Source organism: Nocardia abscessus, from assembly GCF_015477775.1.
In the GTDB taxonomy this organism is placed as follows: domain Bacteria; phylum Actinomycetota; class Actinomycetes; order Mycobacteriales; family Mycobacteriaceae; genus Nocardia; species Nocardia abscessus_A.
The window spans coordinates 1-13403 of record NZ_JADLQO010000022.1 but is presented as its reverse complement, the minus strand read 5'-3'; the positions used below and the strand labels follow the sequence as shown (position 1 = coordinate 13403).

The 13403-nt window shown below is 66.0% G+C and carries 12 protein-coding genes; 11 read left to right on the top strand and 1 reads right to left on the bottom strand.

The window, feature by feature from the left end; translation table 11 throughout:
• The 10 genes from IU450_RS35665 (at window position 1) to IU450_RS35620 (ending at window position 11232) form a co-directional block, all read left to right on the top strand.
• Entirely contained in the window at window positions 1-819 is an 819-nt protein-coding gene (locus IU450_RS35665; RefSeq protein WP_195154118.1) for a CbbQ/NirQ/NorQ/GpvN family protein, read from the top strand.
• Window positions 816-2507 carry a nitric oxide reductase activation protein NorD gene (locus IU450_RS35660; protein WP_195154117.1) on the top strand — a complete coding sequence of 564 codons (1692 nt, stop codon included), beginning with the start codon at window positions 816-818 and terminating at the stop codon, window positions 2505-2507. The genes IU450_RS35665 and IU450_RS35660 overlap by 4 nt, the downstream gene beginning before the upstream one ends.
• A 114-nt stretch (window positions 2508-2621) precedes the next feature.
• A complete protein-coding gene (locus IU450_RS35655; protein ID WP_195154116.1) occupies window positions 2622-3488 on the top strand; it encodes an MlaE family ABC transporter permease in 867 nt (288 codons plus the stop codon).
• On the top strand, window positions 3488-4342 hold the full coding sequence (locus IU450_RS35650) for an ABC transporter permease (protein WP_195154115.1): 855 nt from the start codon (window positions 3488-3490) through the stop codon (window positions 4340-4342). Before IU450_RS35655 ends, IU450_RS35650 begins: the two co-directional genes overlap by 1 nt.
• A gap of 4 nt (window positions 4343-4346) precedes the next feature.
• Window positions 4347-5645: an MlaD family protein gene (locus tag IU450_RS35645; RefSeq protein WP_195154114.1), complete on the top strand. Its 1299-nt coding sequence runs from the start codon at window positions 4347-4349 to the stop codon at window positions 5643-5645.
• Window positions 5642-6679, top strand: a complete 1038-nt coding sequence (locus tag IU450_RS35640; RefSeq protein WP_195154113.1) for an MlaD family protein — start codon at window positions 5642-5644, stop codon at window positions 6677-6679. Before IU450_RS35645 ends, IU450_RS35640 begins: the two co-directional genes overlap by 4 nt.
• A 2-nt stretch (window positions 6680-6681) precedes the next feature.
• Window positions 6682-7755, top strand: coding sequence for an MCE family protein (locus tag IU450_RS35635; protein WP_228835595.1), 1074 nt, complete (start codon window positions 6682-6684; stop codon window positions 7753-7755).
• Window positions 7752-8855 (top strand): MCE family protein, encoded by a 1104-nt coding sequence (locus IU450_RS35630; RefSeq protein WP_195154112.1) that lies wholly within the window; start codon window positions 7752-7754, stop codon window positions 8853-8855. Before IU450_RS35635 ends, IU450_RS35630 begins: the two co-directional genes overlap by 4 nt.
• Window positions 8852-9958, top strand: a complete 1107-nt coding sequence (locus IU450_RS35625; RefSeq protein WP_228835594.1) for an MlaD family protein — start codon at window positions 8852-8854, stop codon at window positions 9956-9958. Before IU450_RS35630 ends, IU450_RS35625 begins: the two co-directional genes overlap by 4 nt.
• Window positions 9955-11232 carry an MlaD family protein gene (locus tag IU450_RS35620; protein ID WP_195154111.1) on the top strand — a complete coding sequence of 426 codons (1278 nt, stop codon included), beginning with the start codon at window positions 9955-9957 and terminating at the stop codon, window positions 11230-11232. The genes IU450_RS35625 and IU450_RS35620 overlap by 4 nt, the downstream gene beginning before the upstream one ends.
• 88 nt (window positions 11233-11320) lie before the next feature.
• On the opposite strand, the gene IU450_RS35615 is transcribed toward IU450_RS35620, so the two are convergent.
• Complete coding sequence (locus IU450_RS35615; RefSeq protein WP_195154110.1) at window positions 11321-11962, bottom strand: TetR family transcriptional regulator; 642 nt, start codon at window positions 11960-11962, stop codon at window positions 11321-11323.
• A 472-nt stretch (window positions 11963-12434) separates the two neighbouring features.
• On the opposite strand from IU450_RS35615, the gene IU450_RS35610 reads away from it, so the two are divergent.
• A complete protein-coding gene (locus IU450_RS35610; RefSeq protein WP_195154109.1) occupies window positions 12435-12971 on the top strand; it encodes a hypothetical protein in 537 nt (178 codons plus the stop codon).
• Window positions 12972-13403 lie beyond the last annotated feature (432 nt).

Genomic DNA, 13403 nt, shown 5'->3' with positions numbered 1-13403 from the left:
ATGTCGATCAGTCGATCCACCGCTGTACTGCCGGTTTTGGATGCGCCGTTCTACCGGCCGGTCGGTGATGAAGTGGAAGTCTTCCGTGCTGCGGCCCGGCGTGGTTCGCCGGTGCTGTTGAAGGGCCCCACGGGATGCGGGAAGACGCGCTTCGTGGAGGCCATGGCCCACGAACTCGGCCGCGAGCTGATCACCGCCGCAGGTCACGAGGACATGACCTCGGCGGACCTGGTGGGCCGGTTCCTGCTCGTGGGCGGGGAGACGGTCTGGTCGGACGGGCCCTTGACGCGGGCCGTGCGCGAGGGCGCCATCTGCTACCTGGACGAGGTGGTGGAGGCGCGCCAGGACACCACCGTGGTCATCCATCCGCTCGCCGATCACCGCCGCGAACTGCCGATCGATCGACTCGGCACGACATTGCGCGCGGCGCCCGGCTTCCAACTGGTGATCTCCTACAACCCCGGCTATCAGAGCGTCCTGAAGAGCCTCAAGGAGTCCACCCGTCAGCGTTTCGTCGCGATCGAGCTCGACTTCCCACCCGTCGACATCGAGACGGAAGTGGTCGCCTACGAAGCCGGAATCGGATCGGAGACCGCGAGTTCACTGGTCGAGCTCGGTCACGCCATTCGAAACCTCGATGGCTCACCTCTGCGCGAAGTGGCCTCCACCCGGTTGTTGATCCTGGCCGGCGGCCTCGTCGCGGAAGGGCTGAGCCTGCGCAGTGCCGTCCAGTCGGCCATCGTCCAGGCACTGTCGGATGATCCGGATGTCGTGCGCGCTCTCGGCGAACTCGTCGATGCCGTCCTGCCTCGAACATGAACGCTTCCGATCCGAACAGCCTCGACCGGTTTCGCCTCCTCGCCACCTTCATCGCCGGCCGGTCTGTCGATATCGCTGAGGCACCGGCCGGCGAGGCTGCGCACACCAACGGTCAGATGATTTTCGTCTCGGCGGGCCGTTCGGTCGCCGAACAGCGCCGTGAAATGCTGCTCCAGACCGCGTTGCTGGGGGCGGGGAGCCTGGATCCGCGACTGGTGAAGGCCTTTCGGGCACGTCCCGCAGTAGCGCGACGCTACCTGGCGCTGGAAGGTCGGCGAGTGATCGCCGACCTCGCCGAGCGAGTTCCACTCGCGGCAGCGCTCGGTCCTGACGAGCAACCGGCCACCACGACCGCCGAAGAGTCACTCGAGGTGGCCGCAGGCCGCGCGCCGGTCACCGACCCGCCGCAGTGGTTCGGTGTCATCAAACCCTCCCGATTGCCGGCACCTAGGACTGGACCGGGCGCGCGGGCCACCGACAAAGAGCTGCGCATGGAATTCGATCTCATCGACTTGCCCGAGGCCGATGAGGACGACGATGACAGCGAGCAGTCCGGGGCAAGTAGAATCCTCAAACTGTTCGAGAATCCACTGTTCAACTCGCGGGCGCTGTCGGACCGACTGCGCAAGCTCCTCGGCAACTCCCGCGCCCCCGGGGACGGATCTGCCGGCGCAGAGATGCAGGTTCGCAGTGTTCGGCGAGTGCGCACGGTGGGAGCCGATGCCCAACCTCTGCCTACCCGTATCCGATTCACCGATGACGGAAAGCCCGGTGCGGCGCTGGGGGTAGGCGGTGCACTGCATCCGGAGTGGGACGTGCACAACAACCGGTATCGGCCCGAATGGTGCCGGGTCATCGACTTTCCGCTCACCGTCGCCGCCGACATCGCGGCCTCCGGTGTTCCGCACGACGACGTACTCCGCCGACGCTTGTCTCGCATCGGCCTCGGCCCCAAGGTCCTGCGCGGCCGTCCCGATGGCGACGAGCTCGATATCGAAGCGCTCATCGATCTGTTCGTCGATCTGCGTTCGGGCTATTCACCACCGGAAAACGTCTACCTGGAACGCCGCAAACTCGAGCGCAATCTCGGCGTCCTCATTCTGCTCGACGCCTCCGGGTCGGCCACCGATACCGATACCGAGGGCCTCGCCGTCCATGATCACCAGCGACGGGCAGCCGCCGTACTGGCCGTCACGCTCGAAGATCTCGGCGACCGCGTCGCGGTCTACGCGTTTCGCTCACAGGGCCGCCACGCTGTTCATCTGCCGGCGATCAAGACGTTCGGGCAACGTTTCGGCGCCGTCGGAAGAGCCCGGCTCAACCAGCTCCAACCCTCGAACTACACACGCCTGGGCGCCGGCATCCGCGGTGCGGGTGACATCCTGAAAACCCAAGCGGGCACCCAAAACCGGCTGCTGATCGTCCTGTCGGACGGCTGTCCCTACGACGACGGTTACGAAGGCCGCTACGCGGAAGCCGACGCCAACAAGGCACTCGAAGAACTCCGCGCCGACGGTATCGCCTGCCTGTGTCTTTCCATCGGCGCCACGACACCCACCGATGCCCTCGAACGTGTCTTCGGCTCTGCCGGCCATGCCAGCGCCGCGACCCTGAGCGAACTGAGCCCGCGCATGGATGAACTGTTTCTGTCCTCCCTTCGAGAACTCGCCGCACCGAAATCGCGGTAACGAGGAACCGTATTCGAGCCAGGGATCCACCGCCATGGTGCGGCAGATCGAGAACAGGTTCGTTCCGCGTCACCGTCAAGCACCAACGTCCACACCGGAAAGAGGAGGCTCATAGTGACACTCGATGAGACCTCGAATTCCCATCCGGCCGCGTCATCCGCGGTCACCGAGATCAAGGATTGGTCGAAGAATTACGCACAGCGACACCCCATCGCGTCGCTGCGGACCGTCGGACGGCAAGTCGCGCTCGGTCGACGTGCTTTTCGCTACCTCGTCACCGACATCGCCGGACGCCGCTTTCCCTTCGACGAGTTCGTCGCGCAAGCGGTGTTCATGGTCAAGACCTCACTGCTTCCGACGGTGGCGGTCGCACTGCCCATCAGCGCCACACTGTCCATCCAATTCGGTCTGCTGGCCGGACAGGTCGGCGCCACCGCGCTGGCCGGCGCGGCGAGCGGCTTGGCCGTGATCCGTCAGTCGGCGCCGCTCGTCACCGCCCTTCTGCTTGCCGCGGCGGTCGGTTCGGCACTGTGCGCCGATCTCGGTTCGCGCAAGATCCGCGAGGAGATCGATGCGATGGAGGTCATGGGAGTTTCGGTGCTGCGCCGGCTCGTGGTGCCTCGACTGGCCGCGGGAATCGTCATCGCCATGGCACTCACCAGTGTCAGCTGTTTTGTCGGTTTCCTCGCCGGCTACCTGTTCAACGTCTATGTCCAGGACGGAACACCGGGCAGTTACATGGCGACCTTCTCCTCCTTCGCGACCGCGGGTGATCTGTACCTGGCAATGGTCAAAGCCGCCGTGTTCGGTGTGATCGTCGTTGTCATCGCGTGCGAGAAGGGCCTGAACACGCGTGGCGGCCCGGGGGGCGTCGCGAACTCGGTCAATGCTGCCGTCGTGGCCTCCATCGTCGTGCTGATGGTGGTCAATCTCGGCTTCACCCAGATCTACACCATGCTGTTCCCGAGGACGACACTGTAATGGCCACCGTCTATCGCCCCCCAGGAGTCCGGGCCGCGATCGCCGTGGCGCGCCCACCGTGGTACGGCATCATCCGGCTCGGGCACATGTTCACCTTTTTCGTGCGCGCCGTGGTCTCGATACCGGTGGCCCTGCGGCACTACACCAAGGAATCCATGCGGATCCTGTCCGATGTGACCTGGGGAAACGGCTCGCTCATTGTCGGTGGCGGAACCGCGGGGGTGATGATCATCCTGGGCGCCGCCGCCGGAGGCATCGTCGGTATCGAGGGATTCAACGCGTTGAAGCTGCTCGGCATGCAGCCGGCGACCGGGATGATCGCCGCGACCGCCGCGACCCGTGAGCTGGCTCCGATCATGGCCTCCATCGCATTCGCCGCCCAAGCGGGGTGCCGGTTCACCGCCCAGCTGGGCGCGATGCGGATCTCCGAGGAGATCGATGCGCTCGACGCCATCGCGATCCGCCCGGTTCCCTTCCTCGTCTCGACACGGTTGGTCGCTTCGATCGTGGCGGTGATTCCTTTGTTCCTGGCCGGCCTCGCAGCGGATTACCTTGCCGTGGAGCTGTTCGTCGGATTCATCGGCGGACAATCGTTCGGGACCTACGAACACTATTTCGACCTGGTGCTCAGCGGCACCGACATCCTGTACTCGCTGCTGAAGGCGATCGTATTCGTCATCGTCACCACCACGATCCAGTGCTACTACGGCTATTACGCACGCGGTGGGCCACAAGGAGTCGGTGTCGCGGCCGGTCGAGCGATGCGCGCGAGCATCACCGTGATGATCTCGGTGAATCTGCTGATGACATTGGCACTGTGGGGTTTCGACGCCGGTTCGAGAATAAGCGGGTAGAGCGATGTCGATACTGTTCGAATCCGATGACAGGCATCTGACCAACGCGGGCCTGTTCGTGCGCGGCGTAGCCGTCCTGGCCGTTGTCACCGCCGCCGCCGCGGCGATGATCGCCCGGTCCGAGGGTGCGTTCACGCCCACCGTCGAGGTCACCGCGCTGCTGGTCGATGTCGGCGACGGGCTGCCGAAGCGGTCCGACGTCAAATATCGCGGCGTGCTGGTGGGCAGCGTGCAGGAGGTGGTTCCCGCAGCCGATGGGCAACCCAACAAGGTACGCATCGACCTGGTGCCCGAGCACGCCGCGGGGATTCCTGCCACCGTGACCGCGCGGGTCGTCCCGAGCAACGTCTTCGCTGTGCCGTCGATCCAGCTCATCGACAACGGTCCTGGTACCGCCGTGACGGCCGGCGCGTCCATCCCGGAGGATCACAGCCGCGCCGGTGTGCAGCTACAGACCTCGCTGACAGCGTTGAGCCGCATCGTCGCCGCGGTGGGACGCCCCGGCTCAGATCCCACCGTCGGGATCTTCGAAACCGTCGAGCGAGCGACGCGGGGCCGGGGGGAGGACGCGCTGGCAGCCGCTGCCCAGCTCGAGCGAGTAGTGCGCGCCTACAACGCAGAGGCAACTTCCGGTGGCGAACTCTCTCTCCTCACTGGGCTCTCAGAGGCAGTGCGCGGGTTGCAGCAGTCAGCGCCCGACCTGCTCGCCGCCCTGCACGACGCGGTCGGGCCCATGCGCAGCGTGGCCGAGCAGCGGCTCCGGTTGACGCAATTGCTGACCGGCGGCATCGCGACCACCGAACGGGTCGGCACAGCGATGACCAATCGGACCGACACCATCATCGACCTCAACAGCAGAATGGGGCCGGTCCTCCAGATCCTCGCCGCAGGCAGCGGCAACTTCGTCCAGATGACGACCTCGCAGACCCGGATCGCTCGAGTTTTCGCTCGCGATTTCTGGCAAGCCGACAGCCAGAGCGGCACCGCCAAAGTCATCATCGAGCTCACCCCGCACAAGCAGTACACCCGGACCGACTGCCCCCGATACGGCGAACTGGCCGGGGCGAGTTGCGAAAACGGACCTGCCGGCGGGCCGCCCGTCATCGGCTCCACCGATCCGCCGCTGAACACACCGGAACAACGACAACGCGTCGCCGAGCGCCTCGGCCTGCCACCCGAATCCGTCGGCCTCGCAGAGTTGTTCGGCCTGACACAGCAGCCACTCGCCGACCTCGGCACACCGCCCGTGGCCGATCCCACGGCGAGCGCTCCCACATCACCGGCATCAGGGGGACGGCGGTGAAACATAGACGCGACCTCGCCGGACTGACCGTGTTCCTGCTCGTCGCCGCGCTCTTGACGTGGATGGTCCGGGTGACGCTGCAACGCGACGTCGCCGGCGACACGCACTCCTATTCCGCGGTGTTCACCGATGTCTCCGGACTGCGTGTCGGCGATGACGTTCGGGTCGCCGGGGTGCAGGTAGGCCGAGTCGATGCCATCGACATCCACGGACCGCAGGCGAAGGTCACCTTCCGGCTGCGCCGGGATCAACCCGTCTACGGCAACACCCTCGCCTCGGTGATCTATCAGAATCTGATCGGGCAACGCTACCTCGGACTGAGCATGTCCGACTTCGGTGACGCGGCGCCTCTGGCACCTGGAGCGCAGATCCCGCTCGAACACACCGAACCTTCCTTCGATCTGTCCGGTCTGCTCAACGGATTCCAGCCATTGTTCAGTACGCTCGCCCCTCAGGACGTCGACAATCTGACCTCCGCGTTGATCCGAGCACTCCAGGGCGACGACGGCGCGATCGCCGCCCTGATCACCGAGACCGCGACACTGGCGCAGGCCTTCGCCGGGCCCGACCAGATCCTCGGAGCACTCATCGACAATCTCTCGGCTGTCATGACCGCGCTGGCCGGCCAAAGCGCGGGGATGCGGACAACGATCGCCCAGACCCGCAAGATCTTCGACGCACTCCAGGACCGCCGTGACACACTGATGGACCAGACCGGCCGGATCGCCACCGTCGTGGCCGATGCCGCGGCCGTCGTCGACGGCGCCACGCCGTCGCTGAACGAGTTCGTCGGCCGGGAACCCGGATTCGCAAGGCATTTCGTCGCCGGCCGGGAGCGTTTCGCCTATCTCGGCTTCAATCTTCCGCTGCTGCTCAAATCCATGGTCCGAGCCACCGACAGTGGCGCCTTCGTCAACGCCTATGTCTGCGATATCGGATTCAGCATCGTTCCGGGAGTCGATCCAGTGATCTCGCAGATCTTGGGAGCCGCTTCTCCCACAGGCCGTCACCAGAACTCCGCGATCTGCAGGTAACCATGATGATGCAACTGCACGCCCTCACCCGCCCACTACCCCGGCCGCGCACAGCGGGCACCGGCCCGTCCGACGCGGACAAGTCGCTGCGCACCGGGCTCATCGCCGTCGTCGCGATGGTGCTGGTGCTGGTCGCGATGGTCGTACTCGACTCGCTGCATCTCGGCTCACGCACCTACCGAGCCGACTTCGCGCAGGCCGCCGGGCTCGGCGCGGGAGACGCGGTGACCTGGGCAGGTATCCCCGTCGGCACGGTGACCAGCACGCGACTGGCCGGTGACCATGTCGAGGTGACCATGGCGATCGATAATGATGACGTCACATTGGGCGCGGACACCGAAGCCGCGATCAAACTGACCACCCTGCTCGGCTCGCGTTATGTCGAACTGCGCTCCACCGGCACCGGCGAACTTCGCGACAATCTGATCCCGTTGTCCCGCACCACCGTCCCCTATGATCTCGAGACCGCGCTGCAGGACGCCACCACCACATTCGGCCAACTCGACGCCGACCGGATCGCCCAGTCGATGACGTCGCTGTCTCGCGGGCTCGAAGGTGTGCCATCCTTGATCCCCGGCATACTGCGCGACATCCGAGCACTCTCGACCGTCATCGCGCAACGCCGTGACCAGATCGGCGCCCTGATCACCAGTGCCGGCCAGGTCAGCACCGTCATCCGTACACAGCAGGCCGATCTCGCGGCGGTGATCGGCCAGGGCCGCACCGTCCTACAGCAGATCATCGCCCGCCAGGACGCGCTGCGCCGGCTGCTCGATGCGACCACCACGCTGGTCCGGCGACTCGAACCGATCGTGGTCGGCGAACACGCCGAGATCGAGCAACTGATGACCGACCTGCACGACATGGCCGCGATGATCGCCGGCCACGACGAGCTGCTACGCAACATCCTGCAAATCCTTCCGGTCCCGTGGCGGCTGTTCGCCAACGCCACCGGTACGGGAGCAGAACTGAGCGCCAACGCACCCGATGGCGCTTTCATCGACTCCTGGATGTGCGCGTTGAGCGCCACCGCTGTCGCGGCCGGCCGAGCCCCCTACCTCCAGGACTGCCGATGAACGTCACGCTGTCCACCCTCAAGCTGGCCGTGGTCACGCTGACCGCCGCTTGCCTGGCCGGATGCCCGTCCGGACCGGGCACGGATACCACCACCATCACAGCGCAATTCGCCAATGCCAACGGTCTCTACGAGGGCAACTCGGTCTCGGTACTCGGCATGCGCGTCGGCCGGATCGTGCGCATCGACGCCCGCGGCACCGACGTCGAAGTCGAGATGAGAATCGACAGCGGAATCCGGCTTCCAGCCGATGTCCAAGCGGTCACGATCTCCGACTCGATACTCACCGACCGCCACATCGAACTCACGCCGGTCTACCGAGGTGGGCCCACACTGCCTGCGGGTGCGGTGCTGGACACGACCCGCACGAAGACCCCGGTCGAGTTCGACGCCCTGCTGTCGATGGCGCAGAAGCTGTCCACCTCGCTCGGCGGTGACGGCAACGGCTCAGGCCCGATCGCCGACCTGATGAACGTGGGGGATGCGGCCACCAGCGGCAACGGCGGCGACATGCGGGCCGCGCTCGGTGAGCTTTCCCGCGCGCTGCAACTGGGCGAGGACCACGGTGCCGCGACACGCGACGCGATCACCACCGTCGTCACCAACCTCGACTCCCTGACCGCGGCCGCCGCGCGCAACGATCGAACGCTCCGTGAATTCGGCACCGCCATAGCGCAACTCAGTGATTTCCTGGCCGAGCAACAGCTGGGCGCAGGCGCCACCGGCGCCGCGCTGAACAGGATCATCGTGCAGGTCACCGAACTACTCCGACGCCACCGGGGCACCATTTCCGAGCTGGCGGCCGACGCGAACACCGTGTCGGCCTCCCTGGCCGCCTACGACTACAACATCGCCGAATTCCTGGACGTGTTCCCCTTGGTCACCGACAACACCTACCACGCCATCGACCAGAACGTCGGCGCGCTACGCGCCACGATCGACATCAACAGACTTTTGCTCGACGGCCAGATGGTCAAGGAGATCTGCAATCTGCTGCAGCTGCAAAATCTCGGCTGCGCCACCGGGACCATGCGGGACATGGGACCCGATTTCGGTATCACCGCCATCCTGGCGGGAATCGCGGAGAAGCACAGCCGATGACACGATCGAGTCGCATGTTCCACCTCGCCGCCGCCACCGTGCTCGCACTGTCCGCCCCCGGATGCGCCGCCGGGCTGGACCGGCTACCGCTCCCCGCGCCGGGACTCGGTGGTGACACCTACACCCTCACAGCGACCTTCTCCAACGCCCTCAACCTGCCCACCAAGGCGAAGGTGAAGCTCAACGGCGCCGACATCGGCCAGGTCGACTCCATGTCCGCCCGCGACTACACCGCCGTGGTCACCCTGCGCATCATCTCTACCGTTCGTCTGCCCCTCGGCACGTCCGCAGAGCTGAGATCGGCCACGCCCATGGGCGATGTCTTCGTCGCGATGAAACCGCCCCGCGTCCGGGAGCCCGACACCGCAATGCTCGATGACGGCAGCGCGATTCCACTGGAGGCCACCTCGGCTGCCACAACGATCGAGGAAATGCTCACTCGCGCATCACTTCTGGTCAGCGGCGGCACCATCGACTATCTCACCGAGGTGATTTCCGCGCTCGGCGAGCACGTCGGAGGGCGCGGCGAGCGACTCGCCGCGCTGCTCGACCAGACCTGGACACTACTGGGCACGCTCTCGGCTCGATCCGAGCAGATCGACGAACTCTTGCGCTCCGCTGCCGACCTCAGCGCGACCGTCGCCACCCATCAGGCCACCCTCACCGACACCGTCGCCGCGGCAGGACCAGCCATGCAGGTGCTCGCCGACAACACCGACTCGTTCGTCACACTCGTGGACCGCATCCACACGATCACCGCGCAACTCGCGCGGTTCCCCAGCATCCAGGGCACCAACGACACGAGCATGATCGCCAACATCAACCAACTGGCCGCGGGGCTGAATGCCGCGGCGGTCAATCCCGACGCCGACCTCGACGAGTTGAACAACATGCTGGGCATCGTCCTCAAGATGATCAGTGGTCCCAACGGCCACGTCGACGTCGACCTCGTCCAACTCGCCGTCGGCGCCGTCCCCGACCCCGGGTTCCCCGGCACACCCGGTGGCAGGCTTCCCGACGTGACGGACTGGACCGCCTTCGTGGGCTCGCTGCAGCACATGCTCGATCGACTGGGCAACCGCCTGGAAGACCCGCCACGATGACCAGTACATCCGGCCAGAGCAAGTGGGAAGCACCCGCCCGCCTAGCCGTCGGCATCGTCCGCCGCGCACACCGGTATCGGGTGGCGGCCTCGCTGCTCGGCCTGCTCGCCATCCTCGGCAGTGCCGGTGGGTATCTGCTGATCGGCACACTCGAGATCGATCCGTTCGACCATTCGTATCGGGTGCGCGTCGAACTGGATCGATCCGGCGGGCTGCTCCCTGGACAGGAGGTCACACTGCGTGGAGTCCGCGTCGGGCATCTCGACGCCGTCGACGTCGCAGGCGACAAAGTGATCGCCGTGGCCGCCATCGATGAGCACGTCCGGATCCCCGCATCCGGACAGGTCCGTGCCGCCGCCCTCTCCGCGGCCGGCGAGCAGTATCTGGATTTCCTTCCCGCCGGCAATGACGGCCCCTACCTCACGGACGGCGCACTGATCACCGCCGACCGCACTTCCACCCCCGTGCCGCTGTCGGACATGCTCGAAAGCCTCAGCGGCACACTCGCCCAGATCGATCCCGCCCGGCTCGCAGCCATCTCCCGGGAACTGGGTGTCAGCCAGGCGGGCCCCGACAAACTGGCGACGATCATCGACGGCGGTACGTTCCTCATCTCGACGCTGGACACGGCACTACCGCACACGGTGAGCCTGCTCCACAACAGCAGAGTCGTCTTCGCCGCCCTGCGCGACGGCCAGGACGCACTGCAGTCCACCTCGGCAGACCTGGCGGCCACACTCAGCGGCATATCTTCGATGACCGACGGCTTCGAACAACTCGTCACGCAGACTCCGCCGATGCTGACCACCCTCGACACCATCATCGTCGAGAACGCACCGACCATGGTGCAGTTGCTGGGCAACCTCGTCACCGTCTCCCAGGTCTCCTACTCCAGAATCCCCGCCTTCAACGAGTTCTTCTTCCCCCAGCAGCGTGCCGGATCGGCACTCGATGCCGTGACCTCGGCGTTCCACGACGGCGGTGTCTGGGCACTGGCGAGTATCTACCCCCGCTACGCCTGCGATTACAACGTGCCACGACGCCCCGGTTCCGTGCCCGACTACGCCGAGCCCTACCTCCACGTGGACTGCACCGACCCCGACATCACGCTCCTGCCTCGCGGCGCCCGCAACGCTCCACGACCACCCGACGACCCGGTGCCACGCCCCCCGCACAGCGATCCCTTCCAGACTGCCGACCCCGCACCGGTCGGACCACTGTCCATCCCCACTCCCTACGGCGGTCCCCATGCCCCTGTGCCGATCCCACGATGACAGATTGCGAGCGGACCGTCCGCCATCACCGTCAGCTCCTGGTGGCTTCCACGCTCGCACCACGTTCGGGCTTGCAGCGAAAGCGCTTTCATTCGTGGCGCGTCGACTGTCCGTGCTGCAGCTCATCGGCTACCGGCTGGAAAGGTGCCGCCAGGGTAGGACTCACGCTCCATGTGGGCGTATCGTGCTGAGCCATCGTGCTTCCTATGCCGGCCGCTGCGCGATTGTCGCTGGTCAGCCGGTGCACAGCTCGTTCGAGAATCGGTAGTATCTCGGTGATCTCGAGGCTGCGGTCGACGAACTGTCCGATCAGTGCGTAGGTCATATGGGACAGGACCAGTGCGACATCCTCGACGTAGGACGAGTCGGCACCCTTGAACAGCGCAGCGGCGATCGGCAGCAATGCGTGAATGCCTTGAGTGTCCAAGCGATGTCCGCCCGCACCGGTGCGGGCGCGGTGGTATGCCTCGAGCATCCTGGGGTTGCGCTCCCACGGTTCGAATACGTACCTCAGGACTCGCATCAGCCCCTCGTGCAATGTCTCATCCGCGCGCGGTCGCTCCATCGCCGAGTAGCTGTGTCTCGCCATCCAGCGCTCGACAGCGGTGAGGATCAAGTCGTCGCGGTCGGTGAAATGCTTGTAGACGGTGGTCAGTGAGACATGCGCTCGGCGCGCGACCTCTCTGAGCTGGACGGCGTCGTAGCCGTCGGATTCCAACAACTCGAGCACAACGCCGATGATGACTTGCCGGGTGGAAGCGGCTCTCGGTCCCGGACCCACCCGCCTACGGTAATGCCGAGGGGAGCTCGGCACCACTCCGGTGTCACGCTGTTCTGCGCCCGGCTTGCCGGGATGCCCGCCACGAAGGCTGTCGGCGACCGCGGCGGTCGCCTCGAGCGGCAGTGCAGCGGCTTCGGCCGCCACAGAGAGTAACTGTGTTACCGTTCGGTGGTCGCGCTTGTGATGGACGTCATGTTCATCACCGTTCAATTCGGATCACGCCGACGGCAAGTCGCGGTAGTGGAGTTCGTGGGGAGGTTTCGATGCATCGACAACGTCCGATCGGGAGGGCGAGCACATGCCGAGCGGAGCGCGGTGGCGGTGGTCCTGCGATCGTGCACCGTGGCCGTGGCCGTGCGGGAATGAGGATCGGCACCCGCGAGTCGACAGCCGCCGGACTCGGTGGGCGGAGGGGGAGGCGATGAGGTATCGCCTCGACGTGGTTGCCAGCAGTGTGCCTGATGCCGTAGAGCACGCCGGCGGCTGGCTGTTCGATCGAGCGGTCGCGGGCTGGGATGTGACGGTGCTCGTTGCGGAGATGTCGGATTCCCGGCCGCTGCGCATCCTGGGCGCGGAGGTGGCGGAACTCGAGTCGGCGCTCGCCGCAGGGGGCGAGGGGCGTCGACCGGACGCATTGGCCGTTGCCGCGCACGTTTGCGAACGCGATCACCGGGCGCGCCGGGGCCTGCTCGAGGCGCTGAACGACGGCGGAGTCGAAGTGGTCGTGTGGGGTGAGGGTTGGCCGTCTCCGTCCGGGCATCGGGTCGATCCGGTGCTGCACCGGTTGAGTGTCGCCGCGCAGGCATTCAAAGCGCAGGCGTTGATTGCCGCGGCGGCTCCAGGGGTCTCGGTCGGCGCGATCGAGATCTTCCGTAGCGGACTCTGGCCATATTCCCCCGCCGGTGCCGATCTCAGCCCACTCGGCAGACCGCGCCCATATTGCGTACCGCCTCGGTAAGGTCAGCCGCCGCGCGGGGTCGACGTGTCTCATCCGTTAGGCCCGTGGCGACTCACCTGTGCCCGTGCCATGACGCGGTACGCATCGCCGCGGCTGAACCCGTCGAACTCGCTGCGGCGCCGACCGCGCAGAAGGCCACAATGAGGATTGCTCTGGGCTTGCTCGGTAAGCGCCGAGCTTCCTGGGCGGGCTACTCCAGTCATCAGAAGTTGGCATCGCGCGATTCCAACTTCTCGGTAACCGTGTTACCGTTCGGGAGGTCGCAAGGCTGTGACGTACTTCATGTCGCACTGCTATAGCGACTCAGGACACTTCGGCGACGGTGCCGGGTGGAGTTCATGGAGAGTTATCGATGCAGCGACAGCAGGGGCAGTCTCGGTCGGGGTGGCGGCGGTGGGCCGTTGTGGTGGCGGGGGTGGTGGCCGTGGCGTG

Excerpts from the sequence above, each read along its gene's own strand:
- IU450_RS35665 (WP_195154118.1), top strand. The coding sequence starts at position 1 with ATGTCGATCAGTCGATCCACCGCTGTACTGCCGGTTTTGGATGCGCCG.
- IU450_RS35660 (WP_195154117.1), top strand. The coding sequence starts at position 816 with ATGAACGCTTCCGATCCGAACAGCCTCGACCGGTTTCGCCTCCTCGCC.
- IU450_RS35650 (WP_195154115.1), top strand. The coding sequence starts at position 3,488 with ATGGCCACCGTCTATCGCCCCCCAGGAGTCCGGGCCGCGATCGCCGTG.
- IU450_RS35645 (WP_195154114.1), top strand. The coding sequence starts at position 4,347 with ATGTCGATACTGTTCGAATCCGATGACAGGCATCTGACCAACGCGGGC.
- IU450_RS35635 (WP_228835595.1), top strand. The coding sequence starts at position 6,682 with ATGATGATGCAACTGCACGCCCTCACCCGCCCACTACCCCGGCCGCGC.
- IU450_RS35630 (WP_195154112.1), top strand. The coding sequence starts at position 7,752 with ATGAACGTCACGCTGTCCACCCTCAAGCTGGCCGTGGTCACGCTGACC.
- IU450_RS35625 (WP_228835594.1), top strand. The coding sequence starts at position 8,852 with ATGACACGATCGAGTCGCATGTTCCACCTCGCCGCCGCCACCGTGCTC.
- IU450_RS35620 (WP_195154111.1), top strand. The coding sequence starts at position 9,955 with ATGACCAGTACATCCGGCCAGAGCAAGTGGGAAGCACCCGCCCGCCTA.
- IU450_RS35610 (WP_195154109.1), top strand. The coding sequence starts at position 12,435 with ATGAGGTATCGCCTCGACGTGGTTGCCAGCAGTGTGCCTGATGCCGTA.